Here is a 24,456-nt window from a genome sequence, read left to right on the forward strand (position 1 = left end):
GAAAACATCAAGGGGGTATTTTTTATGGAAAAGTGGCAGTGCACAGTATGCGGGTACATCTATGATCCAGAAGAAGGAGACCCATCACAAGGAATTGAACCAGGAACTCCTTTTGAAGAATTGCCTGATGATTGGGTCTGCCCGGACTGTGGAGTAGGAAAAGATATGTTTGAAAAAATGTGAGGGAGCAATTGCTCTCTCTTTTTATTGATTTTTAATAAGATTCATATTATTATAGTTGTATGAAATCATTATGCTCAAACAAAGATATAATCAAACTGTGGAGGGCGTGTAAATTTAATGAGTGAAGGTTTTAGGAGGTTAACTCCTGAAGAAGCTTTAGAAATTATAAAAAAGCAACAGCGAGGAAAATTAAAAATATTCTTAGGATATGCTCCTGGTGTTGGAAAAACTTATGCAATGCTCAATGAAGGCAACAGGCGTCTTAAAAGAGGTCAAGATGTAGTAATAGGTTATGTGGAAACTCATGGAAGAAAAGAGACAGAAGCACAAATAGGAAATTTAGAAATAATCCCGCGAAAAAAAATTGAATACCACGGCATGATATTAGAAGAAATGGATACCGACGCCATAATTGCTCGTAAACCAGAAGTAGTTTTGATAGATGAATTGGCACATACGAATGCGCCTGGCTCTAAGCACAAAAAAAGATATGAAGATGTGGAAGAAATTTTACGCCATGGAATAAATGTAATTACAACACTTAACATCCAACATTTAGAAAGTTTAAATGACGTTATTCAACAAATCACAGGTGTTGCTGTAAGAGAAACAATCCCTGACAGCATAGTCGATAGCGCAGATGAAATTGTTGCTGTAGATTTGACTCCTGATGCTTTGCTTAATCGATTAAAAAGAGGAGATATTTATCCAGTAAGCAAAGTCGATGAGTGTCTATCTAACTTTTTTAGAAAGGGAAATTTAAATGCTTTAAGAGAGTTAATGCTAAGACTTACCGCCGAAGAAGTAGATATAGAATTAGAAGAATATATGAAAGAGCATGGAATAACTGATACATGGGAAACAAATGAAAAAATAATGGTGTGTATAACACCAAATCCACTATCTAAAAAGCTTATAAGAAGGGGTGCAAGGAGAGCAAGAAGATTCAAATGTGATTGGGTAGTAGTGTATGTAAACTGTACACATTTTCTTGCACCTAAACTTACTGAAAAAGATAAAGAAGTTTTAGAAAGCCATTTTATGTTAGCAAAACAATTAGGAGCAGAAGTCTACACATTGACAGGAAAAAGCGTGTCTGATGAGCTTTTAAAATTTGCAAAGCAAATGCACATTACACAAATAATAATAGGGCATTCTCAAAGGTCAAGACTGCAAACCTTTTTTAGAGGTTCTACTGTTATAAAGTTAATTAAAAAAGCAAAAAATATAGAAATTCACGTAATACCTTATAAATAACTTCTTCATTACTAAAAGGAGCAGTGAAAAATGGAAAACAAATTTAGAATCTCACTTATAACTTTTTTGTTAATTTTAGCCATAACCATGACAATGGTATTAGTTTTTCACCAACCTCCCTATATACCGCTTTTTATAAGCTATATAATAACCTTTGCTATTGTTTTGATAAACGGTTTTTCGCCTCAAGAACTTATCAATATGTCAATTAAAGGAATTAAAAAAGGTATAAACGTGATGATTATACTCCTTTTGATAGGAGCCCTCGTTGCCTTGTGGAAACAGAATGGAACCCTTCCTGCTCTTATTTACTACGCCTCCCACTTTTTAAAACCACAAGCTTTTTTGTTGGTGTCTTTTATCACAACCTCTATTATCTCAATGATTTTAGGTACAGCTGTAGGAACCGCTAGTACTATTGGAATAGTAATAATGGGACTAGCCCATGGCTTTGGCTATTCTCTTCCAATAGTTGCTGGTGCAGTAATATCCGGTTCTTTTATAGGAGATAGGACTTCTCCCCTTGCAGGAAATGTTATTCTTCTGTCAGATATGGGAGAAATTGAACAATACAATGTACTTAAATCTCTTTTTAAAACCGCGATTCCTACTTTTGTATTAACTGGTTTATTGTACTATCTTTTAAGTCTTCACATTAATATTTCTTCGCCGCACACCTTTGACAATCTTGCAGCTATAATTTTGAAAAATTATAAAATAAACTTTTTCTTGTTTTTAGCTCCTATAATGATTATAACGTTGGCTTTTTTCAGGATTTCTACAAAGATAAATCTTTCAATTGCTGTCCTTCTCTCCTACTTTGTCTCTTTACTAAATGGTTATAACCCTATAGATTCTTTAAAAGTCATTATGTTGGGAAATATATCTAATATTCCAGAATTTAAATCTATCTTTTCAGGAGGAGGTATGATTTCAATCTTCCCAATGATAGGAGTAGTAACCTTTGCTACCGCTCTTTCTGGAATATTAGAAGGAACAGGAATTATAAAAGCAGTTTTTAGAAAAGCCCAAAAAATTAAAAACCCTAAAATTGCCTATTTGGTCACAATGTTATTAAGCACTTTAATGGCAGTAATAACTTGCAATCAAGCTCTTTCTGTAATTTTACCTTCCCGCATAATGTTAGACGTATTTAGAAATCTTAACGTAAAAAGTGATATGATGGTAAGAGCAATAGCAGATTCAGGCATGATACTTGCCGGGATAATACCTTGGAATTTAGCAGCAATGCTTCCTTCTGCAGTTTTAGGAGTAAAAGTCATTGACTATCTTCCCTATGCTTATTTAAATCTATTATTCCCTATATTATCAATACTTATCGTGTTTATAGAAAGTAATAAACAATATAGCAATGCTACAATAGAAGAATTTTAAAAAAGCAGGATTTTATTCCTGCTTTTATATCGCATATTTTAAGTTTGTATAATAAGGTAGCCCTTCTACCATAGGGACCTTCACTTCTCCTTGTATAAGGGGTCTTGCATAATCAAAAAATTCTTCAGTGACATAATTACCTTCTTCATTTATCCAATTTAAAGGCACTTTTTTCTCCTTGTTACACACTTTATCAACATCTACAATATCCGTTTTAACAGTGTATTGGTAATTTCTTTCTCTTACAAGGCTTATCATTTTCCCGGTTTCACCACATAACGCATACTTTACTGCTTCCCTCCCCAACATTTCAGCTTCTTCAAAATCCACTTTAGATGCCAAGTGCATTGCACATCTTTGCGTTACACCAAGTCTGGTCATTTTGACACGTTTATATATTTTCTCTTTTACAAGCTTTTCTATATAGTCTCCTACTCCTCCCAGTTGAGGATGACCAAAAGCATCTTTATGATAAGCATTTTCTTTTCTTCCAATGTAATTCCCTTTTTCATCCATAAGTCCTTCTGATACAGTTATAAAGACATTGCCATATTCCTTATAAGCTTTATTTACATCCTCTAAAAATCTTTCCTCATTAAAAGGTATCTCAGGAAGATAAATAAGTTGTTTCAAATGGGGCAATCTTTCTTTAACCAAAGCAGAAGAAGCGGTAAGCCAACCTGCATTTCTGCCCATCACTTCGAGTACGTTAATTGTCTTAGTCTCATACACTTCCGCATCTAAAGCAAGTTCTAAAGTAGTTGTGGCTATATATTTTGCCGCACTTCCAAAACCAGGAGAATGATCTGTAAACATCAAATCGTTATCAATAGTCTTAGGAATTCCAATTACATTTATTTCAAAACCTATTTCTCTTGTATATTTACTGATTTTGTCAACGGCATCCATAGAATCATTGCCACCTATGTAGAAAAAATATTTAATGTTGTATTTCTTAAAAATTTCTATTAACTTTTTGTATTCCTCTTCATCCTCTAAATAGTCTTTTAACCTATATCGGCACGACCCTAATGCAGCCGCAGGGCTAAATCTCATTTGTTTTATTCTTTCATAGGGAATATCAAATATGTCAATAATATTGCCTTTTATTATACCTTCTATGCCGTTTATCCCACCATAAACTTTGCCAATTTTCTCCGAGCGTGAAGCTTCCATTATAGCTCCATACAGACTGGAGTTAATAACAGCTGTAGGACCACCCGATTGTGCTATAAGACAATTGCTTTTAGTATACATAATATACCCCCATTGTGATATTCTATTATAAATTATAAAGTAATTCAGATATATTATATCACAAAAAGAAATATAATAATAATTTTTGATAAAATTTTATCAACCATTCTTGCAAAAAGCAAAAAAATATAGCAAAATTATAATAAATAACGCATTCATCTTAAAAATACGGAGGGAGACATTATGGATGTAATTGAATTAGCTGCTCATTTGATGGCATTATCAGCGAGAACAGCACCTAAAGCAACTGGAAAAGACTTTATAGAAACAAAAGTAATTACAGGTGAAGACCTCGTAAGGTTAAAAGAGGATATGATGAAATATGGCGAAGAATCCGGAAAGAAAAATTTTGACAGGGATGCAAAAAACGTCGCTAACTCCAGTGCAGTACTTTTAATTTCATTAAATAAACCAGAAAAAGTTGGACTAAATTGCGGCGCCTGCGGTTATAATCTTTGCACTAGTCTAAGGGATTTTAGAGAAGGTACAGAATTCGCAGGTCCCATATGTGCCTGGAGGCTCATCGACTTAGGAATAGCAGTAGGGTCTGCAGTTAAAACCGCCAGTCTCTTGAATGTGGATAATCGAGTTATGTATAGAATAGGTGTAAGTGCAAGAAGGTTAAAATTAATTGAAGGAGAAATTGTTATAGGCATTCCTCTTTCTGCTACAGGCAAAAACATATACTTTGATAGATAAAAAATGCCAGGTTAAATCCTGGCATTTTTTTAAAATGACTTAGCTGCTTTTACAATATCCTCCGCTGTCAAACCATAATGTTTTAAAAGCTCTTTAGGTGAACCGGATTGTCCAAACTCATCTCTTATTCCAATTCTCTTTATCTTCACTGGATATTCCTCTGAAAGAACCTCTGCTACCGCCGAACCAAGCCCACCTATTATGCTGTGCTCTTCTGCTGTTATAACTTTGCCCGTCTTTTTAGCTACTTCTACTATTAAATCTTTGTCTATCGGCTTTATTGTGTGGATATTGACAACTGTCGCTTCTATTCCCTCTTCTTTTAGTTTATCTGCTGCTTCAATCGCTATGGCTACCATTATCCCTGTCGCTATTATCGCTACGTCTTTCCCTTCTCTTATTACTTCACCTTTTCCTAATTCAAATTTGTAGTTTTGATCGTGTATATCTGGTACTGCCATCCTCCCCAACCTTATGTATACTGGTCCATAGTGCTCTGCCGCCGCAAATATGGCTTGTCTCGTCTCTTCTGCATCGGCTGGGTTTATTACCACCATCCCAGGTATTCCTCTCATAAGGGATATATCCTCTATTGATTGGTGTGTCGCCCCGTCTTCTCCTACTGTTATGCCAGCATGGGTAGCTGCTATTTTTACGTTTAAGTGTGGATAACCTATGGAGTTTCTCACTTGCTCATAAGCTCTTCCTGTTGCAAATATGGCAAAAGTGCTGGCAAAAGGAATTTTCCCACAGGTAGCAAGTCCTGCTGCTGTTACCATCATATCTTGCTCTGATATTCCCATGTTAAAAAATCTATCTGGATATACTTTTTGAAAATCTGCCGTCTTTGTGGATTTTGATAGGTCAGCGTCTAATACCACTACATCTTTGTTTTTTGCGCCTAATTCTACTAAGGCTTTCCCATAGGCTTCTCTTGTCGCCATAGCCATTTATACTCCACTCCCTTCAAGTTCTTGTATAGCTTTTTGTCTTTGTTCTTCATTAGGCGCACTGCCATGCCATCCTACTTGATTTTCCATAAAGGATACGCCTTTCCCTTTTATTGTATGAGCTATTATCAATGTAGGTTTTCCTTTTGTAGCTTTTGCTTCTTCTATGGCTTTGTCTATTTGGTCAAAGTCGTGGCCGTCTATTTCTATTACGTGCCATCCAAAAGCTTTGAATTTTTCATTTACTGGTTCTATGTTTTTTACTTCTCTGTTTGGGCCATCTATTTGTAAGCCGTTAAAGTCAAGTATTGCAGTCAAGTTGTCGAGTTTGTAATGGGCTGCTGTCATAGCTGCTTCCCATATTTGCCCTTCTTGTAATTCTCCATCTCCTAATATTACATAGACTCTATAGCCCTTTTTATCTAATTTACCTGCTAATGCCATTCCATTTGCAGCAGAAAGTCCTTGCCCTAATGACCCTGTGGTCATATCAAGTCCCGGTGTGGATTTCATATCGGGATGCCCTTGAAGTATTGAGCCAAGCTTTCTTAAAGTTTTTAACTCTTCTTTTGGGAAAAACCCTTTTTCAGCTAATACAGCATACAGTGCAGGAGCTGCATGACCTTTTGAAAGCACAAGTCTGTCCCTATCTTCCCATTTGGGATTGTCAGGCTTTACATTCATTTTATCAAAATAAAGCAGGGTTAAAATATCTGAACAGGATAATGACCCCCCCAGGATGGCCAGATCCTGCTTCTGCCAACATGTTTATGATGTCTATTCTCACTTCTTTTGCCTTTTGCTTTAAAAATTCTTTGTCCATACCAATACCTCCATTTCACATGTTTTTAAATCCTTCTCCTAAAACTTCATGGGCTGTTGATAATATCACGAAAGCGTTGGGGTCTATTCTTTTCACAAGGCTTCTTAAGGTTGTAACTTCTCTACGAGTTACAACACACAACAAAACATTTTTGTCCTTTTTTGAATAACCCCCTCTTCCTTTTAGTTCTGTTACCCCCCTTTCCATTTCCTCCAATATTGATTTACTAATTTCCTCATACCTATCAGAAATAATTATAGCAATTCTCTCATCGCCACTACCTTCTTGTATGAGGTCAATAACTTTGATAGAAATAAATTCAGTAGCTAAAGCATAAAGGGCAAGTTCCGGGCTAAAAACTATGCCTGCTAAAGTTATTATTACAAAGTCTATTATAAGCAGTATTCTGCCCACACTTAAAAAGTGTATGTATTTATGCAAAGTCATAGCAGCCATGTCTGTTCCACCAGTTGTTGCTCCATATTTTATCACAATACCTAGCCCTACACCCATTATTATACCACCATATACTGCCGCCAATATTGTATCATGGGTAAGAGGTTTTAAAAAAGCCAATGCATCAATAGAAACACCTAATAAAATAGTTGAATAAAGTGTTTTAGCTCCAAAACCTGTTCCTAAAGCTTTAGTCGAGATGATAAAAAGCGGAATATTTATTGCCAAGGTAACTGCTCCTATTGGCCATCCAAACAAATGTTGTAGAACAACTGCAAGTCCACTTACTCCACCAGGAGCAATTTTGTTAGGTGCCAAAAATAGGTCAAGAGACAAACTAACAAGTAATGTACCTATCGTAACCCAGAAAAAGTCTATTATTATTTTCTTAAGTGAAACTTTCATAATACATCCCCTTATCGCATGTCAACTTTTCCTTTGTGTAGCAAAACTTTAAGAGCAAATTTAGGAAGTGCCATCATCCTTTTATATCTCCAAGGCTCTTTAATTAACCTGTATAGCCACTCTAAGCCTAATTTTCTATAAATGTAAGGTGCTCTCTTAACTTTTCCAGCTATTACATCAAAACTTCCTCCTACCCCCATTGCTATTTTTACTTTTAATTTGTCTCTGTTTTTATATATCCATTTCTCTTGTTTAGGAGCACCTAAAGCCACAAAAAGAACTTCTGCACCCTTATTATTTATCTCTTCTATGATTTTATTTTCTTCCTCTTGAGTAAAATAGCCATGATGAGTTCCCACTATTTTAGCACTCGGATATAGCTTTTCCAAATTAACACGAGCTTGTTCTGCAATTTGAGGAGCAGCCCCCAATAGATAAATCTTTATATTTTTAGAAGATATATCTTTTATAAATTCCATCATGAGGTCAAAACCTGCTACTCTTTCAGGCATCGGCTTTTTAAAAACTTTTGAAGCAAAAACAATGCCGTTTCCATCTGGAACATTTAAGTCAGTATTATTTAATATTTCCATATATTCTTTATCCTTTTGCGCCATCATTACAATTTCCGCATTAGGTGTTGCAACAATGTGCAGTCTGTCTTCTTGTAAAAAATTGTTTAAAATCTCTACTGCTTGTCTCATCGTCACCCGATCTATTGGCACTCCAAATATATCTAATCTTTCCATCTTCACACCTCAAATTTATTATGTTCAAATAATATATCAAAATTCTTTTTTGCTTTTTCTTTTAACTCATCTAAATGCTTAGACATATCATTTATATACTCTTCTTTTCGCTGTAAAATTGAACTTACTTTATTTAAAATGTCGTCGGCAGTAAAAGAATTAATGTCTCCTGCGCTGCTTTCACCAATGGATTTTAGAAAACCCTCCACCTTAGGGTCATAAGATATACCAACAAATGGAACTAAGGATATAAACGCAAAAATCAAAGAATGCAGTCTTACACCTATTAATAAGCTGCTGCTTCTAATAATACTCAATATCTCTTCTATTTCGTATTTTCCAGTTAAAATTTCATAAGGCATTTTCATATAAGTAGCAACCCTATCGCTCTCTTCTATATCCTCATGATAAAAAGGAAGAAAAACAATCTTATATCCATAATCCTGCGCAATAAAATCTGCAGCCCTTGCCAACTCAACCCTTGATAATTCAGAATTTCCCCATTCTCTCGTGCAAATCAGAACATATTCTGCAGAATTTAAATCAATCCCTTCTTTTTCGAGGATTTTGCCAAAAATTTCTCTATTATTACCACCAGAAAAATTTAATACAAGGTCTGCCGCTACTACCACATCTTTTTTTACATTTAGCTGTTTCAAATACTCTTTGGATAATTCGTCTCTTACAGCTATTCCGTCAACTTTATTTAAAATTCTTGCAGTAAGCCATCTGTTAAACTTTTTATCAACTGGACCAATACCTTGTCCCATAACATACACTTTTTTCCTAAGGAATTTCCCCATAAGCATTATTCCGAGATAATACCACAAACTCTTACTACTGGTCTTATCTTGTATAAGACTCCCACCGCCACTTAACAGTACATCTGACTGTTTTAGCGCTTTGTATATTTCTTTGAAAGAGTTCCTATTTACTGCTTTTACGTTGTACTTTTTAGAAGTTTCATCAGGTTTATTAGAAAGAACTGTTATATCTGTTATACCTCTTTCTTTTAAACCTTCTACCAGACATTTTAGAACAGCTTCATCCCCAATATTATCAAATCCGTAATAGCCGGATATGACTGTTTTCATATCAATACTCCCTTTTTATATTTTTTAAGATCTTGTCCACTATAAATACAGCAATCATGCCAATTAAAGCCCCCAATACCCATGCAATTACCGTGCGCTCTATCGCAATCGTAAGCACGCTTTCGATATGGCTAAAAGTATTGACAATCGACAATATACCTATCGAAGCAAATATCCCCATAATAAATGTCCACGCTTTTGAGCGTTTAAAAGCAGCATAAATTCCCAATATAATCGCAGGGTCACCTATTAAAAATTCCTTCGTCCGAGGTCTTGCTACAAGAGTGTGTTCAAGGAAATCTCTAAATTTAAGCTCTAACTCTGTCGGCTTAACAATAGGTTCATTGCCCGTCCTTGAAATGTATATAATTCCGATAATCCCTGCTATAGCAATAGCTACTAAATGCCATACTTTTATATCTATATTTAAAAATTCCTTTATTCTCTCCATAAAAGTCTTCCAGTGATTAGCATTGTATATCTTTATAATATAATACAAAACATAAAACACTAAAGGTAGTACAAAAGAAACTTTTACACCCCTAAAATAGTCAATTTTTAACATATATTTACTGTCAGCCATTATAGCCGCTATACTAAGAGCCCCTATAAAAGAAATCAATAGTGAATTAATAAATATTTTTAGTGAGGTATATGTGAAGCTGATATTTTGCTTTTTCTCCAATATTTCTTTCGTTTTGTCTATAAAATATCCTATCCCAAGAGAAGGAAAAATTATAGAAGAAGCTAATGCTACTACTTTGACGCCTAAATCGTTAAATCTGCTTACTAACACTAAAGAAGTCAGTATAGCACCCAACAATCCTAATAAAATTAACACATATTCTCCAATTCCTAACATCTGTAAAAGCAACAAGCCACCAGCGATAACTCCCAAACTTATAAGTATTTCTGTAAGTTTTGACTGGTGAAGTTGTTGAAGAGATTTTGCAATGCCAGCTTTTAATCCAGCTTTTTTTATGTATTTTGTCATATCTTCAATCATAGATTGATTTTGTTGTATGTTGTAAGCTGCACTTTTGGAATTATCTATTTTTGCTCTCATATAAATAATTCTCACATTTCGCTCTATTATTCCTCTGTACCATCTATTTACTATTTCAGAAGTATCGTATTTTTGAGTTTCTGCTTCTGAAACTCCAAAGACTTTTATCCCCCTATAATCATCGAACTTAGCAAATTTATTCATTCCATCTTGAAGTTTTTTCCCCATAGGCACATCTATAATTCCTACGTTTATGCCATTTTTCTTAAATAAAGAAGCAGCATAAGATATTTTTTCCGGATTTCCTAAGACATCAGTACCATTAAAAATTACAGTTTTTACATCAAATTTCTTCAATATATCAACATAGTCTTTTATATCTTTATCCTTTATCCCAGTAAAATTCTCAATTCGCGGTATCACATCAAAGCCTAAAGACTTTACCAGTTCTAAATCGCTTTCATCAAATCCCAACCCCTTTGTTATAAAAGCATCTTTGGGTTTATTGATAACAAAGGCATAGCTACCTCTCTTTTCAAGCACTTTTAATTCGTCTTCAGGTACTCTTCTTGTTAAAGCCTCTTTAAGAAAATTGAATATCTTTACATCTTTTGTTGTAACAACTATGTAGTTTCCATACTGCTCCCTTTCCTTATCTGTAAGACTCTTTAAGTAGTCTTCCAATGCTACATTCCCTAAGTTTGAAGACAACAAATAAAGATTCCCTACGTCTTTTAAAAGGCTCAAAGAAATTTTACCAGACTGTTGAAGGCTTTCAAGAGTAACCTCATTTACAGCAACACCTATAAGACCAGCTGATTTCATGTCAGAAAGTACAGAAACCAAATCTTTGCCTGTTGCAGAAGCAAGGTATTTGAAGCTTTTTAAATCTCCTACAATTTCTACTGTATCATAGTTGTTTTCTACTCTTATTCTGTTTATGTCTACGAAAATAGATACTACTAAAGAAATAGCAATAAATATTACAAGTATTTTTCTTAGCTTCAAATTAATCTCTCCTTTGTATTCGCTTTTGTAACACATCGACATTTAAGGTGGGTAACTACTCATATTATATCACAAAAATTTCTTTAGAGCATAAAAAAACAGCGCAAAGCGCTGTTAATTTTTTGTATATTTCCCCATCACAACTATGTATGTGTGTTTTGTCGCTTTTATGCCTCTGCCATCAGAGCGTGGAAAAAGCAAAAGGTGATTAGCAGGTATAAGGTCATTATCTTTCAAATTTGTACCTGCAGTAAGGTCCGCTACTCCATCAGTTTTTGTAACAATTACTGCTGAATTTGCAATTCTAACTATCGCTTGGGTACCGCCCTCCATTGTCAAAACCTCTCCTGCATTTAGTTCAACTACTTCATAGCTTGCCCCTGTCTTTGCCTCTTTTAGCTTATCATCAACATAAGCTTTTACCTGATTATATTGCGAATCAACATAGCTTTTGCTGACAAGGGGGTCTTGCTGACTTCCTGGTTCAGGATTTTGATCAGCATAACCAACACTCAAAGCCACTAAAATCACAACAAAAACCAATATAAGCGCATAAGCTTTTTTCATTTGTTCTTCCTCCTATAATTCCCCTCTTCCACCTCTATTTTATAAAAAAATAAATGATATTTCAACAAAAAATAAGAACTTATCTTAAAATAAGTCCTTAAAAATCAATCAACCCTAAACTTATTTGCAAAGCTTCATTGACTTTCTCCATCATTTCCTGGTCAAAATGGCCAATTTTTTCTCTTAAACGTTTTTTGTCAATAGTTCTGATTTGTTCTAACAATACTACAGAATCTTTGTTAAGTCCATATTCTGCCCCATTTATTTCAACATGAGTGGGCAATTTGGCTTTGTTGATCTGAGATGTAATTGCCGCTACTATTACTGTTGGACTATATTTATTACCAATATCATTTTGAATTATAAGTACAGGCCGAATTCCACCCTGTTCAGAGCCTATTACAGGGCTTAAATCGGCATAAAAGATATCTCCTCTCTTTATCACCATAGTCAATCACACTTTTTCAATTTCATTTCATATCCTGTAAAACATTCGTTTTCTGCGGTTAGGCCCATTTCCGCAAGTTCACTGTTGATTGCTGCCATCTCGAGATATCCTTTTTTCATGCTCTCGCGTATTTGAACTTTTTTCCTCTCGCGTATATATAATTTCATCGCTTCTCTTATAAATTCACTGCGATTTCTGTTTTCCATAGCGGCAAGAACGTCGACCTCTTCTAATAAACTCTGAGGTAAGCTCACAAGTATTCGCTTTGTTTCGCCCACTTTTAGGACCTCCTTACGCACTTATATAATTTATTATATATTACTATATATAATGATGTCAATCATTTGTAAATTTTATACTATAAAAGTCAAATTTTTAATTAATTTTTTACTTCAACTACCTCTCCTTTGTAAATATATATTCGAGGCACCCTTCTAGATATTCCACAATATACTTCATAAGGTATAGTATTTAATTTTTTAGCAATCTCATCCGCTGTTATTTTTTCTCCCTCTTGATTTCCAAAAATAACTACATCATCACCTAGTTCTACTCCTTCTATATCGGTGACATCTATCATCGTTTGGTCCATACAAATTCTCCCAATTACAGGAGCATATTTCCCTTTTACTAAGACATGATGATTATTAGAGAGTAATCTATTAAAACCATCAGCATATCCTACAGGCAATGTGGCAATTTTGCTTTTTCTTTTAGTTATAAATGTCCTTCCATAACTAATGGAAGTACCTTCAGGTACCTCTTTTATATGCACTATTTTAGTTTTAAAGCCCATAGTTTGTTTTAAATCCAATGGTCTTTCGACTTCTTCTGAAGGATAACTGCCGTATAAAACTATTCCTGGCCTTACCATGTCTAAATAAGTATATTTAAGGTCAATAATTGCTCCACTGTTAGCTATATGCTTTAAAGGAATATTTATCCTTTTTTCTTTTAACCTTTCCAACAATTTTTTGAACACATCAAACTGTTTTTCAGCATATGTTTTATTTTTTTCATCAGAAGTAGCAAAATGACTAAATATGCCTTCTACTTCTACCCCTTCCATTTCCATCATTTTTTCTATCTCTTTTTCAGCTACCTTTAAATCTGTATATCCTATCCGTCCCATACCTGTATCAACTTTTACATGAACTTTAGCCTTCTTACCCACATTTAAGGCAATTCTTTCTAAGTCTTTAACATAGTTTATATCAAAAACAGTTTGAGTTATATTGTGCACAATTAATTCTTTGGCCTGAGTTAAAGGAGTATATCCAATAACGAGTATGGGAATATTAATTCCGCATTCCCTTAATTCTAACGCCTCTTCTATTGTAGCTACTGCCAAATAAGAAACCCCATTTTCTATTAAAACCTTTGCTACTTGACAAGCTCCATGACCATAAGCATTGGCTTTCACTACCCCCATTATTTTTACTTTCTTGCCCACCCATCGCTTTACTTCACTCAAATTATGCACTATATTATCCAAATATATTTCTGCTCTTGTTGGCCTTATATTATCAAACATTAAAAATCCCCCTTGTTTTTCACCTCAAGGATTTTATCACTTTAAGTATCTCCTCTTCATTCAAATCCCCGGTTACTGTAATTTTTACTTGCATACCATTTACCATCGTAGTATATTCCTTTTCCCCATTGTCTTTTTCTTTATAATACACTCCTTCACTCAAAAGAAATCCTTTTTCATTAACTATTTCGTTTTGGTCAACTACAGTTTCAAAAATTTCTATCAAATCCCCACCCGAAGTATACACAAAAGTAACTCCATTATTTTTATTAACATTCACTAATACATTTAAAAGTTTAAAGCCTTGTGGTAAATACACAGGCATTACAGGATTTATGCCGCAATATTTATAAACCTCTTTTGCATCTATTTCTATTACTGGAGAATCTAAAAGATTTCCCGCTAACGTCGTTACGCTATCCTTAGTAAACAACTTGTCATTTATCTCAGGGTTATATTTATAATCCTTATAAGTAATTTTTGAAAAAATTTCATTATTAATATCAAAAATTGTCAATTCTTTAGGTGTCAAATCCTCTTTAGAAAAAGCCATTTGTTCTTTGTACATGAAAATATTTTTATCCAAAATAGGAACTGTTATTAAATAAAATTTATCCATCTCTCTTTTTTCTATCTCTCCACCTGAATTAATATAGTTTTTTATAAAAGAAGTAATCATCGAATACAAAGGAATCTCTTCTGTATTTTCTGCTACAAAAACTTGATTCACCTTTGCAAAATACACATAACTTCTTTTGCCGTCATATACAATAATTTTATCCGGACTCCCATTTTCTTTTAAAACTTCTAATCGAAATTTACCTTTTTTGTAAAATTGCACAACTGCAAATTTGTTATCTATCTTGTTGTTATAAAGCTCTACAATTGCTGTGGCAGTATAACTTTCTAATTTATCTAATTGTTCTTTAATAGAAATAAAAGGATCTTTAACTTTTTTGTTTTTACTCCACACCCTGAAAGAAGAAATATAAGCACAAAAACAATTACAAAAAAGCTCTTTTTCAACAACTCTCACCCTCTTACAAACCACATTTAAGAGCCTCTGGAATGTTCTCAAGGATATCCATCGCTGTCATTCCATACTCTCCCACATATTCTTTAGCAATATCTCCTGCCTTCCCATGATAAAATACCCCATAAATTGCCGCTTTTTCTTCGCTAAACCCTTGAGCCAAAAAAGCTGTAATCATTCCTGTCAAAACATCTCCACTACCAGCAGTTGCCATCCCGGGATTGCCTGTGCTATTTATATATATGCTTCCTTCTTTTGTCGCTATTACAGTTTTAGCACCTTTAAGTACAAGTGTCACTTTGTACCTATCAATAAAAGTTTTTGCTACTTCAAAAAGATTATTCTTAATCTCATCAATCTCTAGGCCTGTCAATCTTGACATTTCCCCATAATGGGGAGTTAGAATAATTTTTTTACCTTGTATAACTTCCAATCTTCCTACCAAAGCATTGAGAGCATCAGCATCTAAAACTACAGGCTTATCCGTATTTTTTACAATGTCATATACCAATTGTGAAATATCTCTATCATGAGTCAATCCTGGTCCTATAGCAATAACATCACTTTCCTCTATTAACTCTAGTACACTACTTAAAGCATTATGGGATAAAATACCATTTTGTTCCTCTAATCCATAGGTTATAACCTCATAAAGTCCCCCCTGAATTACTGATTGCACACTTTGGGGAACTGCTAATTTCACCAATCCGCAACCTGCCTTAATAGCGCTTTTAGCACACAGATATGCTGCTCCTGTCATATTTTTAGAACCAGCTATAATCAAAGCTTTACCATAATCTCCTTTATGAGTATTTCCATGCCTTTTTGGAAGCTTTACATCCTCTGAAGTCACAAGGTTATAATTATAACCTACCTCTGCTGCTAACCGGTAAGGAATCCCTATTTCAGCAACACGAACTTCTCCTGCATAATCGGCACCCGGATACACTAATAAGCCTGGCTTTAGAAATTGCATAGTAACTGTTTTAGTAGCCCTAACAGCGCATCCTTCTACTTTACCTGTATCAGCATTTAATCCAGAAGGAATATCGACAGATACCACAATTTTATTGGCTTGGTTTATCATTTCTATAATCTCTTTTGTTATGCCGCTTATTTCTCCTTTAAGCCCAATTCCGTAAATTGCGTCCACAATCACATCGCTGTCTTTAATAGTTTTTTCCAAAAATTTTAGATGTTCTCTTTGAGTAATTTCCGCTACATAAATCCCCATATTTAGGATTGCATCTAAATTTACTTTTGCATCCCCTGAAATAGCACCTAAACTTGTAGTTAAAAATACTTTTACATCGACTCCCCAATTATGAAGATTTCTAGCCACTACATAGCCATCTCCACCATTATTCCCCTTTCCAGATATGACTATTACAGAGTTTAAATTCTCTTCCTCTAAAATCTTTTTCACCTCTAGCGCTGTTTCTCTTCCCGCATTCTCCATTAAACCTATAGAAGGAATTCCTATTTTTTCTATAGCTATTTTTTCAACTTCTCTCATCTGTTTTGATGTCAGCACTATCATTTTTTTCACCTCCAATAGCAATAGCACAGCTTATAGCATAGGTCTTCGTATGAGAAATAGACAGCTTTATATCCCTTATTCCCTTTTTGTCTGCAATATTTTTAGCCTTCCCCTTTAAAATTACGGCAGGGGCTCCTTTTTCATCGTGACATATTTCAATATCTTTCCAGCTAAAACCACTGATACCTGTTCCTAAGACTTTTGATATGCTTTCTTTTGCTGAAAAAAAACCCGCTATATGAGGTAATTTCATCCTTTTACTGTTAAAATACTCTATCTCTTTTTGAGTAAATAACCGTTCCAAAAATTTAGAATTTGCATCAAAAGCTTTTTTTATCCTTTCAACTTCTACAATATCCGTTCCCAAAAACAGTTCCATATATACAGTTCCTCCAATTATCCTAATTACATTATATTATTTCTCTATTAATTCACAAAATCCTTCAAAAAAATAAAAGAAGGCATGACACCTTCTTAAATAGCAACCTTACACAATTTAGCTTGTCTATCATAGTCACTTATATAATCTTCACACATATCGTCAATTACTTCATACAGATGAACAGGCGATACCGTCATTTCTTTAAAGAATTGTGCTAGCTTGTCCACTTTTTCAAAGTAAGGACTTATATTTGTCACTTTTTCTTCTATTATTTCAATTTTCTCCTTTTCTCCATCAAAAATTTCTTGAAGAATTTTGATCCCATACGACGGCAATTTTACTTCCTCTTTTCCGTTAAAAACACTTATTTCTGACATGACCACTGTGTAGTGAGTAGTTATGTTTCTCCTTTCTTCCTCCCTTGTCGATATGTACTCGCTCACTTTCCTGTAATACATCTTACTATCCCCTCCAATTTATTTTTTAAGATTAATTATTAACTTACAATACATATTAATATATTCTATTTTTTCTAAAAAATCCTTTATTTTTTGAAAATTTTTTATCGACAGAAAAGACACTTTTTTTACTTTAACAAACATTTAACAAGTCTATGTAAAACTATTTGGTGTTTTTTGCGATATCGAAAATTGTAAATTATTCTGTCTATGTTCAATATTAGAACTATAATTGTCGAAAAAAATTTATAAAAAATTTCTATCAAAAAAATTTCACAAAATACGAAAACTCTTTTTTAAAGTTTTAATATCTCCTTTATTTTATCCATATATTTTTTCCCTGACCTTTCACCATGTAAAATCATGCTTAAATATGGCTCACTGGTACCTATCAATCGCGACAATTCTTTTTGTGTCATATTCAGTTCCGCCAATCTGTCATTCACTAATTTCCCAAAATCTGTCAACTTTCTTTTCTTCATCAAAGCACCCCCTTGTTTTTTCCTACAAACAAAAGTTAGCATATTTATTCAGTAGGAATAATAAAATATTTGTGTTAAAATAGATAATGATTAAAAATTAACTATTTTAAATATATATCTGAATTACGAAAATGTCAATACTAATATCGTAATTCAGAAAAAACAAAGGAGGAGTGTTATGGATACAGTTGGCGAACGCATAAAATATGCTCGTAAAAAAAATAATTTGACTATAACAGCTTTGAGCAAACTCACAGGATTATCTGTTGGAAATTTAAGTGACCTTGAAAACAACAAATCAATGCCTTCTTCCAATGCTTTGATAAAGTTAAAAAACGCCCTTAATGTTTCAATAGATTGGCTTCTTACTGGCCAACAAATAGAATATGTAAAAGAAGAAGAGGAAAAATACTTATCGAGAGAAGAGTTTGAAAGCATCAGTGAAAAGGATAAAATAATTTTTAAAGCCTTTGAAACATTGCCTGAGGAAAGAAAGAGAGATATAGAAGGATACATAAAAGTGAGTTTGAATACTACTGATTTAGAAGAGTTCATTAAAAAAGAAAAGAAAGTATAATTTTAACCATTATGATTAATAATTAATCATAATGACAAAAGATTACGGCTGCATTTTGCAGCCGTACAGTTTGTTGACAAAGTCAAAAAATTTTAAAATAGGATATTTTGCATCGTCACTCCGATGTTCCAAAGCGACAAAACTAAACTCGACCTTCGGGTTCCGGCAGGGTACCGGGCACATTCGACATCCCTGTCTTAGTGCCCGCCTCCGCCATCCGTGGCTACGGCCCTGCCTCCACCCTCGGTCTTGTTAAGTTTTGTTGACGCTTTGTCACAAGTCGTTCCTTATGCAAAATATCCTATTTTCGAAAGTTTGTCTACAGTCTGTACGGCTGCATTTTGCAGCCGTAATCTTTACTCACCCATGAACATTTTCATATCATCTTCTACGTTTGTGATACCACCAATGCCAAATTTGTCAACTAATACTTTTGTGACATTTGGTGATAAGAAAGCAGGAAGCGTAGGTCCTAAATGAATATTTTTTACTCCGAGGTATAAAAGTGCCAAAAGCACTATAACAGCCTTCTGTTCATACCACGCAATGTTGTAAGAAATAGGAAGCTTGTTTATGTCATTTAAGCCAAAGACTTCTTTAAGCTTCATGGCTATCACAGCTAATGAGTAAGAGTCATTGCACTGTCCTGCGTCTAAAACTCTTGGAATTCCGTTTATGTCTCCAAGGTTTAACTTGTTGTACCTGTATTTTGCACAACCTGCAGTTAAAATGACTGTATCTTTAGGAAGAGCTTTAGCAAATTCGGTATAATAGGTTCTGCTCTTCATTCTGCCGTCACAGCCTGCCATTACGAAAAATCTCTTTATAGCTCCTGTCTTTACCGCTTCTACAATTTTATCCGCCAGCTCTAAAACTTGGTTGTGAGCAAAACCACCAATTATTTCCCCTCTTTCAATCTCCACAGGTGGCTTGCATCTCTTTGCATGTTCAATTATTTCTGAAAAGTCCTTCTTTCCGTCGGGACCTTCTGGAATGTATTTTACTCCCTCAAAGCCTACAACACCTGTAGTGTAAACTCTATCCTTGTAGGAATCCTTTGGAGGCACAAGGCAGTTTGTAGTCATTAAAATTGGTCCGTTAAATAGCTCAAACTCTCTATCTTGTTGCCACCACGCATTTCCATAGTTACCAACAAAATGCGGATATTTCTTAAAAGCTGGATAATAATGAGCAGGAAGCATTTCTCCATGTGTATAAACATCTACCCCTGTACCAGCAGTTTGCTCTAACAATTGCTCTAAGTCTTTCAAATCATGACCGCTTATCAATATTCCAGGATTATTTCTCACACCGATATTAACTTTTGTTATCTCAGGATGGCCATAAGTCGAGGTATTTGCTTTGTCAAGGAGCGCCATTGTATCAACGCCATATTTTCCTGTTTCCATAGCCAGAGCCACATAATCATCTGCAGTTAAGCTGTCATCTAAAACTTTAGCTAAAGCCTTTTCCATAAACCTAAATATATTATCATCTTTGTATCCCAGCTGATATGCGTGATATGCATAAGCCGCCATACCTTTTACACCATAAGTGATAAGCTCTCTCAAAGACCTTATATCTTCGTCTTTCGTAGATAAAACTCCTACTTCAGCTGCTATTGCTTCTATATCTTCATCTGTATCATAAACCCAGTTTATTGCCTCACAGGATTCGTCTACTTCAATTCCTGCCTTTTTGAGGTCTTCTTTTATTTCTTCTCTTAATGCAACAGCTTCTTTTATTTTGTTAATAAAGAAGTTTCTGTCAAAATTAACGTTAGTTATTGTGGAAAATAATCCCTCAAAAAGGAATCTGTCCGTCTTCTCTTTATTTACTCCTGCCTCTCTTGCTTTTAAATTTAAAAAAGATATGCCTTTTAATGTAAAAATCAACAAATCTTGCAGATTTGCAACGTCGTATGTCTTACCGCATACACCTCTCACTGTACACCCTATGCCCTGAGAGGCTTCTTGACATTGATAGCAAAACATACTCATTTTACTTCCTCCTTTTTCTAAGTTTTTGCCCACAAACTATGATAAGCTAAAAACTCAAAAGAATCTGTGATAAAAATCACAAAATAAAAGCTCCAAATGAGCATATTCATTTGGAGTCACACATTTATTGTATCCATTTCTATATTTTCTATATAAGCATCTGTATTTTCTTCAATATAGTCTACAACCTCTTGAACTATTTTATTTGTTAAAACAGCATCACTGCCACACACCGAAAAACCTATGACAATTGATTTGTGTAAATCTTGATTTTCTATTTCGCATATAGAAACATTATAATGACTTTTTACTTTACCTACAATACTTCTTACAATCATTCTTTTTTCTTTTAAAGAATGAACCCAATTTGCTCTCAGATATATTTTACAATAAGATACAATCATATATATCCCCTTACCTAATTTCCTCCAGAAAATTTTTACAATATAATTATACCTTACATACTAAACTCTTTCAATAAAATCACACCTTTTCTATCTAACGCGTATTATAAATAGAGGCTGGATAGAAAGGAGTTGAACATATGGAGTGGTTAATCATTTTAGGTTTTGCAATATCAGCCAGTATAGATAATTTTGGAGTAGGTATTTCTTATGGAATAAGAAATATACGAATAAGTCTTTTTTCTAATACAATCATTGCGGTAATCTCTTTTTTATTTAGCATATCTGGGATACTTTTTGGTAAATGGTTAAATAAAATTCTTCCAGGGTCATTACCTGGAATTGTAGGAGCATTTCTGCTGTTTATAATCGGACTTAGAATTATTTTACTGGCTGTCCCTCGTAAATCTTCTTCACAAAACACACAACAAGTATCATCAAAAACTACTTCTATAAAGGGAATTTTAGAAAATCCTGAAATTGTAGATTTAGATAAATCAGGAGAAATAAGTCTATTAGAAGCAATTCTTTTAGGAATTGCCCTTTCGGCAAATGCCCTGACAAACGGATTAGGAGCAGGGCTTTTGGGCTTTTCTCCCTTTGCTATATCTTTCACTACAGCAATTGGAAGCCTTGTTTCTGTATGGGCAGGAGTACAATTCGGGACAAAAGTTGCTAATATACGAATAGGCTCTTTTACTATCGGACAATTTGGCACAATTATAAGCGGGGTTATTTTACTTATAATAGCTTATAAAGCTTTGTTCTAACCTTTAAAATTATAACACTTGACATAATCCCTTGAATATAATGTATTGAAAAAAGTAAAAGCTAAGAGGTGATTTTATGGAAACAGAAGCAATAGAAAGTATCCCAAGAACTTGCCTTCCTCAAATAGGAGCACCTGCCCCAGATTTCAAAGCCAATAGTACTTTTGGACCTATAAAATTATCAGATTATAGAGGTAAATGGATTGTACTATTTTCACATCCAGGAGATTTTACGCCTGTTTGCACTACTGAATTTATAGCTTTCACACAAGTCTATACCAGTTTTGTAGAAAGAAATGTCCAATTGATAGGATTAAGTATAGACAGTAATCCTTCCCATTTAGCTTGGGTACAAAATATATACAAAAATACTGGTATAGAAATTCCTTTCCCTATAATAGAAGATAAAGATATGAAAATAGCAAAATTGTACGGAATGATATCCCCCGCAGAAAGTTCTACAAGTACTGTTAGAGCTGTATTTGTAATTGATGACAAACAGATACTTCGCCTTATACTGTATTATCCTCTCGAAATAGGTAGAAACATCCAAGAAATAATACGAATTATTGATGCACTGCAAACAGTAGATAAATACAAGGTTTTGGCACCCGCCAACTGGTATCCGGGTATGCCTGTCATCGTTCCACCTCCAAAAACTTATGCCGAACTTAAAGAAAGAGTTAAAAACATTGAAGGATATAATTGTACTGACTGGTATTTATGTTATAAAAAAGTTTAAGCCGGAATTTTCCGGCTTAAACTTTTACCTGCTTTGGAAATCGTACACCATCTTTGATATTTGCCTTATTACAGTATATGCATAAGAATCATCTGACCCATCTACATTGTTTGCCAAGACCGTCAAGATATAAGGCTTTGTGGGATGAAAAACTATTGCAGTGTCATTTACAACATTTGAAAGGTTGCCTATTTTGTGTGCTACTTCTATTTCATCAGGTATTGTATATGATATTCTATCGTTGTATATGGTATTTTTGAGATAATACATCAATTCTCCAGCTGTATCCGGATGAGCCTTCACATAATTTAAGAGATTTTCCATATACATACTCATATCTCTTGGGGAAGTAACATTGCTGTTATAAGGTATTACATTTGCTCCTAAGCTTTCCATGAATTTTATATAGTTATCTCGCCCTACAACTCTCATAATCATATTTGATGCTATATTATCACTCTCTTCAATCGAACGTCTTGAAAGCTCTCTTATAGTATAATAACTTCCAACAGGGTCTGCCTGTATAGAACCGGCACCCCCTTCATAGTCAGCTTGAGTGTATTGCACTTTCATATTAGGGTCTATTTTTCCATCGGTTATAAGAGTATAAAGGTAAAAGTTAAGAGGTACTTTATAAGTGCTTGCCGCAATAAACGAATCATAACCGTTTATTTCAAAAGTTTGCCCTGTATTTAAGTCAATAAAGTAAACTCCGTATTTACCAGGATATCGAGATATTAATGCCTGAATGTTATTTTTAAGTTCTTGATAATTTGTAGCATTGTTCAATTGCTGCGGCACTTCAACAGGCGGATGAGGAATTAAAATCTTTTGCCCAACATATAAACTATCCCCATCATTTAATCCATTTGCATCCATTATATTTTGGACATTCGTTCCATGGCGCTTTGCTATAAAGTATAAGTTGTCCCCTGGTTTGACAGAGTAAACTATCGGGTCAGCCCAGGAAACAGTTTCAAGAGCAGCATATGTCTTAGGACCTACAATTCCATCGGGCACAAGATTTTTGGACCTTTGAAAGTCTAAAACTCCATTTAATGTCATTTTACCAAATATGCCATCAACAGTACCTGTATCAAATCCCGCTTTATTTAACATAGCTTGTAATTCTTCTACATCAGTTCCATACGTCCCACTATATAAAAGCCTTGACCCAAAAGTGAATTTTGGAAGATTTCTTGCATACGAAAATATAGGTATCAATACAACAATAGCAATAATAAGAATCCATGAAAGTATCTTTTTTATATTCTTCAATTTTATCCCCCCATTCAACTCCATATTATACTGTATATAACATCATATTTCAACAAATATATATATCCATATATACCAATTTACAAATATGATTTTATAAATAAAAAGTTTCTTAATGGGGATATTAATTATGAGGTGATTTAAATATGCGCTCAATGTGGAAAGGAGCAATAAGTTTTGGTCTTGTAAGTATCCCCATAAAACTGTATACCGCTACAGAAGACCATGCCATACATTTTAGGCAACTTCACAAAGAATGTAAATCCCCCATAAAATATGAAAAAATATGCCCTGTATGTAATAGACCCGTTTCAGATGAGGAAATAGTACGAGGGTATGAATACGAACCAGGTAAATTTGTCATTATAGATGATGAAGATTTGGAAAGGATACCTATGCCAACAGTTAAAACCATTGATATAGTAGATTTTACCGATATAGGACAAATAGACCCCATATATTATGACAAAACATATTTCATTGTACCTGAAGATATTGGTACAAAGCCTTATGTACTTTTAAGAGATTCTATGAAAGAAACAAAGCGAGTTGCAATAGCGAAAGTGGTAATTAGGTCAAAGCAAAACCTCGCATGCATACGAGTGTATGATGAAAAATACATGGTCATGGAAACAATGCATTTCCCTGATGAAATAAAAAACGCAAACCAGCTTCCTCCCTTAAGAGAAGTCAGCTTACAGGAAAATGAAATAAAAATGGCCAAACAACTTATTGATACTTTGACCTCCGATTTTAAACCCGAAAAATATGATAATAGCTACAGAAAAGCGTTAATTGAAATGATTGAGTCAAAGATACAGGACAAAGATGTAGAAATTCCCCAAAAAGCACCTGAAGCCGATAATGTTCTTGATTTAGTAAGTGCATTAAAAGCGAGTATTGAATCTGTAAAGAATGAAGAAAAAGCAAAAAAAGGACGCAAAAGAAAAGGCGCATAA

26 protein-coding genes and 1 pseudogene are annotated in these 24,456 nt (G+C 34.2%); 8 read left to right on the forward strand and 19 right to left on the reverse strand.

The annotated features are described in order from the left end of the window. Positions 1 to 24: 24 nt before the first annotated feature. From rd to THESIDRAFT1_RS03175, 3 genes are all read left to right on the forward strand, one after another. On the forward strand, positions 25 to 183 hold the full coding sequence (gene rd / locus THESIDRAFT1_RS03165; protein ID WP_003871221.1) for a rubredoxin: 159 nt from the start codon (positions 25 to 27) through the stop codon (positions 181 to 183). A gap of 117 nt (positions 184 to 300) precedes the next feature. Beyond that, entirely contained in the window at positions 301 to 1,440 is a 1,140-nt protein-coding gene (locus THESIDRAFT1_RS03170) for a universal stress protein (RefSeq protein WP_003871222.1), read from the forward strand. Positions 1,441 to 1,470: 30 nt separating this feature from the next. Beyond that, positions 1,471 to 2,835, forward strand: coding sequence for a Na+/H+ antiporter NhaC family protein (locus THESIDRAFT1_RS03175; RefSeq protein WP_006569539.1), 1,365 nt, complete (start codon positions 1,471 to 1,473; stop codon positions 2,833 to 2,835). A gap of 24 nt (positions 2,836 to 2,859) precedes the next feature. Here THESIDRAFT1_RS03175 and THESIDRAFT1_RS03180 read toward each other — a convergent pair whose 3' ends face one another. Next, positions 2,860 to 4,092, reverse strand: coding sequence for a 6-phosphofructokinase (locus THESIDRAFT1_RS03180; protein WP_006569540.1), 1,233 nt, complete (start codon positions 4,090 to 4,092; stop codon positions 2,860 to 2,862). Positions 4,093 to 4,275: 183 nt separating this feature from the next. On the opposite strand from THESIDRAFT1_RS03180, the gene THESIDRAFT1_RS03185 reads away from it, so the two are divergent. After that, a complete protein-coding gene (locus THESIDRAFT1_RS03185; protein ID WP_004404453.1) occupies positions 4,276 to 4,791 on the forward strand; it encodes a ferredoxin domain-containing protein in 516 nt (171 codons plus the stop codon). Positions 4,792 to 4,820: 29 nt separating this feature from the next. On the opposite strand, the gene THESIDRAFT1_RS03190 is transcribed toward THESIDRAFT1_RS03185, so the two are convergent. The 15 genes and pseudogenes from THESIDRAFT1_RS03190 to THESIDRAFT1_RS03260 form a co-directional block, all read right to left on the reverse strand. Beyond that, positions 4,821 to 5,741 carry a transketolase family protein gene (locus tag THESIDRAFT1_RS03190; RefSeq protein WP_003870015.1) on the reverse strand — a complete coding sequence of 307 codons (921 nt, stop codon included), beginning with the start codon at positions 5,739 to 5,741 and terminating at the stop codon, positions 4,821 to 4,823. Beyond that, a pseudogene (locus THESIDRAFT1_RS03195) lies at positions 5,742 to 6,564 on the reverse strand (transketolase). A gap of 15 nt (positions 6,565 to 6,579) precedes the next feature. Then, positions 6,580 to 7,425, reverse strand: coding sequence for a YitT family protein (locus tag THESIDRAFT1_RS03200; protein WP_003870017.1), 846 nt, complete (start codon positions 7,423 to 7,425; stop codon positions 6,580 to 6,582). An 11-nt stretch (positions 7,426 to 7,436) separates the two neighbouring features. After that, on the reverse strand, positions 7,437 to 8,174 hold the full coding sequence (locus tag THESIDRAFT1_RS03205; RefSeq protein WP_003870018.1) for a WecB/TagA/CpsF family glycosyltransferase: 738 nt from the start codon (positions 8,172 to 8,174) through the stop codon (positions 7,437 to 7,439). Between the two features lie 2 nt (positions 8,175 to 8,176). Further along, positions 8,177 to 9,268 carry a polysaccharide pyruvyl transferase CsaB gene (gene csaB / locus THESIDRAFT1_RS03210; protein ID WP_003870019.1) on the reverse strand — a complete coding sequence of 364 codons (1,092 nt, stop codon included), beginning with the start codon at positions 9,266 to 9,268 and terminating at the stop codon, positions 8,177 to 8,179. Between the two features lies 1 nt (position 9,269). Next, positions 9,270 to 11,282 carry a DUF5693 family protein gene (locus THESIDRAFT1_RS03215; protein WP_019907959.1) on the reverse strand — a complete coding sequence of 671 codons (2,013 nt, stop codon included), beginning with the start codon at positions 11,280 to 11,282 and terminating at the stop codon, positions 9,270 to 9,272. Between the two features lie 114 nt (positions 11,283 to 11,396). Continuing rightward, positions 11,397 to 11,849, reverse strand: coding sequence for a hypothetical protein (locus THESIDRAFT1_RS03220; protein ID WP_003870021.1), 453 nt, complete (start codon positions 11,847 to 11,849; stop codon positions 11,397 to 11,399). Positions 11,850 to 11,946: 97 nt separating this feature from the next. Beyond that, the gene (locus THESIDRAFT1_RS03225; protein ID WP_003867472.1) at positions 11,947 to 12,297 is read right to left on the reverse strand and encodes a type II toxin-antitoxin system PemK/MazF family toxin; all 351 of its coding nucleotides are present in this window, start codon (positions 12,295 to 12,297) and stop codon (positions 11,947 to 11,949) included. 2 nt (positions 12,298 to 12,299) lie between these two features. Then, a complete protein-coding gene (locus THESIDRAFT1_RS03230) occupies positions 12,300 to 12,575 on the reverse strand; it encodes a CopG family ribbon-helix-helix protein (RefSeq protein WP_003870023.1) in 276 nt (91 codons plus the stop codon). A 101-nt stretch (positions 12,576 to 12,676) separates the two neighbouring features. After that, positions 12,677 to 13,831, reverse strand: coding sequence for an alanine racemase (alr, locus tag THESIDRAFT1_RS03235; RefSeq protein WP_006569543.1), 1,155 nt, complete (start codon positions 13,829 to 13,831; stop codon positions 12,677 to 12,679). 19 nt (positions 13,832 to 13,850) lie between these two features. Beyond that, positions 13,851 to 14,867: a LolA family protein gene (locus tag THESIDRAFT1_RS03240; RefSeq protein ID WP_244262740.1), complete on the reverse strand. Its 1,017-nt coding sequence runs from the start codon at positions 14,865 to 14,867 to the stop codon at positions 13,851 to 13,853. Positions 14,868 to 14,871: 4 nt separating this feature from the next. Further along, positions 14,872 to 16,404, reverse strand: coding sequence for a bifunctional ADP-dependent NAD(P)H-hydrate dehydratase/NAD(P)H-hydrate epimerase (locus tag THESIDRAFT1_RS03245; protein WP_004405678.1), 1,533 nt, complete (start codon positions 16,402 to 16,404; stop codon positions 14,872 to 14,874). Continuing rightward, the gene (gene acpS, locus THESIDRAFT1_RS03250; protein WP_006569545.1) at positions 16,367 to 16,783 is read right to left on the reverse strand and encodes a holo-ACP synthase; all 417 of its coding nucleotides are present in this window, start codon (positions 16,781 to 16,783) and stop codon (positions 16,367 to 16,369) included. The genes THESIDRAFT1_RS03245 and acpS overlap by 38 nt, the downstream gene beginning before the upstream one ends. A gap of 95 nt (positions 16,784 to 16,878) precedes the next feature. Continuing rightward, a complete protein-coding gene (locus THESIDRAFT1_RS03255; RefSeq protein ID WP_003867466.1) occupies positions 16,879 to 17,244 on the reverse strand; it encodes a DUF6514 family protein in 366 nt (121 codons plus the stop codon). Between the two features lie 296 nt (positions 17,245 to 17,540). Next, positions 17,541 to 17,726 carry a helix-turn-helix domain-containing protein gene (locus tag THESIDRAFT1_RS03260; RefSeq protein WP_003867465.1) on the reverse strand — a complete coding sequence of 62 codons (186 nt, stop codon included), beginning with the start codon at positions 17,724 to 17,726 and terminating at the stop codon, positions 17,541 to 17,543. 178 nt (positions 17,727 to 17,904) lie between these two features. Here THESIDRAFT1_RS03260 and THESIDRAFT1_RS03265 point away from each other — a divergent pair, with 178 nt between their 5' ends. Next, entirely contained in the window at positions 17,905 to 18,303 is a 399-nt protein-coding gene (locus THESIDRAFT1_RS03265; RefSeq protein ID WP_003867464.1) for a helix-turn-helix domain-containing protein, read from the forward strand. A 356-nt stretch (positions 18,304 to 18,659) separates the two neighbouring features. Here THESIDRAFT1_RS03265 and hcp read toward each other — a convergent pair whose 3' ends face one another. Then, positions 18,660 to 20,303 carry a hydroxylamine reductase gene (hcp, locus tag THESIDRAFT1_RS03270; RefSeq protein WP_006569546.1) on the reverse strand — a complete coding sequence of 548 codons (1,644 nt, stop codon included), beginning with the start codon at positions 20,301 to 20,303 and terminating at the stop codon, positions 18,660 to 18,662. A 116-nt stretch (positions 20,304 to 20,419) separates the two neighbouring features. Continuing rightward, entirely contained in the window at positions 20,420 to 20,707 is a 288-nt protein-coding gene (locus THESIDRAFT1_RS03275) for a DUF503 domain-containing protein (protein WP_004403250.1), read from the reverse strand. Between the two features lie 140 nt (positions 20,708 to 20,847). On the opposite strand from THESIDRAFT1_RS03275, the gene ytaF reads away from it, so the two are divergent. Continuing rightward, positions 20,848 to 21,477, forward strand: coding sequence for a sporulation membrane protein YtaF (ytaF, locus tag THESIDRAFT1_RS03280; protein WP_004403264.1), 630 nt, complete (start codon positions 20,848 to 20,850; stop codon positions 21,475 to 21,477). Between the two features lie 76 nt (positions 21,478 to 21,553). Next, positions 21,554 to 22,219 (forward strand): peroxiredoxin, encoded by a 666-nt coding sequence (locus tag THESIDRAFT1_RS03285; RefSeq protein WP_003870032.1) that lies wholly within the window; start codon positions 21,554 to 21,556, stop codon positions 22,217 to 22,219. A gap of 24 nt (positions 22,220 to 22,243) precedes the next feature. On the opposite strand, the gene THESIDRAFT1_RS03290 is transcribed toward THESIDRAFT1_RS03285, so the two are convergent. Continuing rightward, a complete protein-coding gene (locus tag THESIDRAFT1_RS03290) occupies positions 22,244 to 23,521 on the reverse strand; it encodes a serine hydrolase (RefSeq protein WP_039929136.1) in 1,278 nt (425 codons plus the stop codon). A 122-nt stretch (positions 23,522 to 23,643) separates the two neighbouring features. On the opposite strand from THESIDRAFT1_RS03290, the gene ku reads away from it, so the two are divergent. Continuing rightward, complete coding sequence (gene ku, locus THESIDRAFT1_RS03295) at positions 23,644 to 24,456, forward strand: non-homologous end joining protein Ku (protein WP_006569548.1); 813 nt, start codon at positions 23,644 to 23,646, stop codon at positions 24,454 to 24,456.

The organism is Thermoanaerobacter siderophilus SR4 (assembly GCF_000262445.1).
Lineage (GTDB): Bacteria > Bacillota > Thermoanaerobacteria > Thermoanaerobacterales > Thermoanaerobacteraceae > Thermoanaerobacter > Thermoanaerobacter ethanolicus.

What these genes read in the sequence shown, in the direction of transcription:
- rd (WP_003871221.1), top strand. Translation starts at nt 25, where the DNA reads ATGGAAAAGTGGCAGTGCACAGTATGCGGGTACATCTATGATCCAGAA.
- THESIDRAFT1_RS03170 (WP_003871222.1), top strand. Translation starts at nt 301, where the DNA reads ATGAGTGAAGGTTTTAGGAGGTTAACTCCTGAAGAAGCTTTAGAAATT.
- THESIDRAFT1_RS03175 (WP_006569539.1), top strand. Translation starts at nt 1,471, where the DNA reads ATGGAAAACAAATTTAGAATCTCACTTATAACTTTTTTGTTAATTTTA.
- THESIDRAFT1_RS03180 (WP_006569540.1), bottom strand. Translation starts at nt 4,092, where the DNA reads ATGTATACTAAAAGCAATTGTCTTATAGCACAATCGGGTGGTCCTACA.
- THESIDRAFT1_RS03185 (WP_004404453.1), top strand. Translation starts at nt 4,276, where the DNA reads ATGGATGTAATTGAATTAGCTGCTCATTTGATGGCATTATCAGCGAGA.
- THESIDRAFT1_RS03190 (WP_003870015.1), bottom strand. Translation starts at nt 5,741, where the DNA reads ATGGCTATGGCGACAAGAGAAGCCTATGGGAAAGCCTTAGTAGAATTA.
- THESIDRAFT1_RS03200 (WP_003870017.1), bottom strand. Translation starts at nt 7,425, where the DNA reads ATGAAAGTTTCACTTAAGAAAATAATAATAGACTTTTTCTGGGTTACG.
- THESIDRAFT1_RS03205 (WP_003870018.1), bottom strand. Translation starts at nt 8,174, where the DNA reads ATGGAAAGATTAGATATATTTGGAGTGCCAATAGATCGGGTGACGATG.
- csaB (WP_003870019.1), bottom strand. Translation starts at nt 9,268, where the DNA reads ATGAAAACAGTCATATCCGGCTATTACGGATTTGATAATATTGGGGAT.
- THESIDRAFT1_RS03220 (WP_003870021.1), bottom strand. Translation starts at nt 11,849, where the DNA reads ATGAAAAAAGCTTATGCGCTTATATTGGTTTTTGTTGTGATTTTAGTG.
- THESIDRAFT1_RS03225 (WP_003867472.1), bottom strand. Translation starts at nt 12,297, where the DNA reads ATGGTGATAAAGAGAGGAGATATCTTTTATGCCGATTTAAGCCCTGTA.
- alr (WP_006569543.1), bottom strand. Translation starts at nt 13,831, where the DNA reads ATGTTTGATAATATAAGGCCAACAAGAGCAGAAATATATTTGGATAAT.
- THESIDRAFT1_RS03245 (WP_004405678.1), bottom strand. Translation starts at nt 16,404, where the DNA reads ATGATAGTGCTGACATCAAAACAGATGAGAGAAGTTGAAAAAATAGCT.
- acpS (WP_006569545.1), bottom strand. Translation starts at nt 16,783, where the DNA reads ATGGAACTGTTTTTGGGAACGGATATTGTAGAAGTTGAAAGGATAAAA.
- THESIDRAFT1_RS03255 (WP_003867466.1), bottom strand. Translation starts at nt 17,244, where the DNA reads ATGTATTACAGGAAAGTGAGCGAGTACATATCGACAAGGGAGGAAGAA.
- THESIDRAFT1_RS03260 (WP_003867465.1), bottom strand. Translation starts at nt 17,726, where the DNA reads ATGAAGAAAAGAAAGTTGACAGATTTTGGGAAATTAGTGAATGACAGA.
- THESIDRAFT1_RS03265 (WP_003867464.1), top strand. Translation starts at nt 17,905, where the DNA reads ATGGATACAGTTGGCGAACGCATAAAATATGCTCGTAAAAAAAATAAT.
- hcp (WP_006569546.1), bottom strand. Translation starts at nt 20,303, where the DNA reads ATGAGTATGTTTTGCTATCAATGTCAAGAAGCCTCTCAGGGCATAGGG.
- THESIDRAFT1_RS03275 (WP_004403250.1), bottom strand. Translation starts at nt 20,707, where the DNA reads ATGATTGTATCTTATTGTAAAATATATCTGAGAGCAAATTGGGTTCAT.
- ytaF (WP_004403264.1), top strand. Translation starts at nt 20,848, where the DNA reads ATGGAGTGGTTAATCATTTTAGGTTTTGCAATATCAGCCAGTATAGAT.
- THESIDRAFT1_RS03285 (WP_003870032.1), top strand. Translation starts at nt 21,554, where the DNA reads ATGGAAACAGAAGCAATAGAAAGTATCCCAAGAACTTGCCTTCCTCAA.
- THESIDRAFT1_RS03290 (WP_039929136.1), bottom strand. Translation starts at nt 23,521, where the DNA reads ATGGAGTTGAATGGGGGGATAAAATTGAAGAATATAAAAAAGATACTT.
- ku (WP_006569548.1), top strand. Translation starts at nt 23,644, where the DNA reads ATGCGCTCAATGTGGAAAGGAGCAATAAGTTTTGGTCTTGTAAGTATC.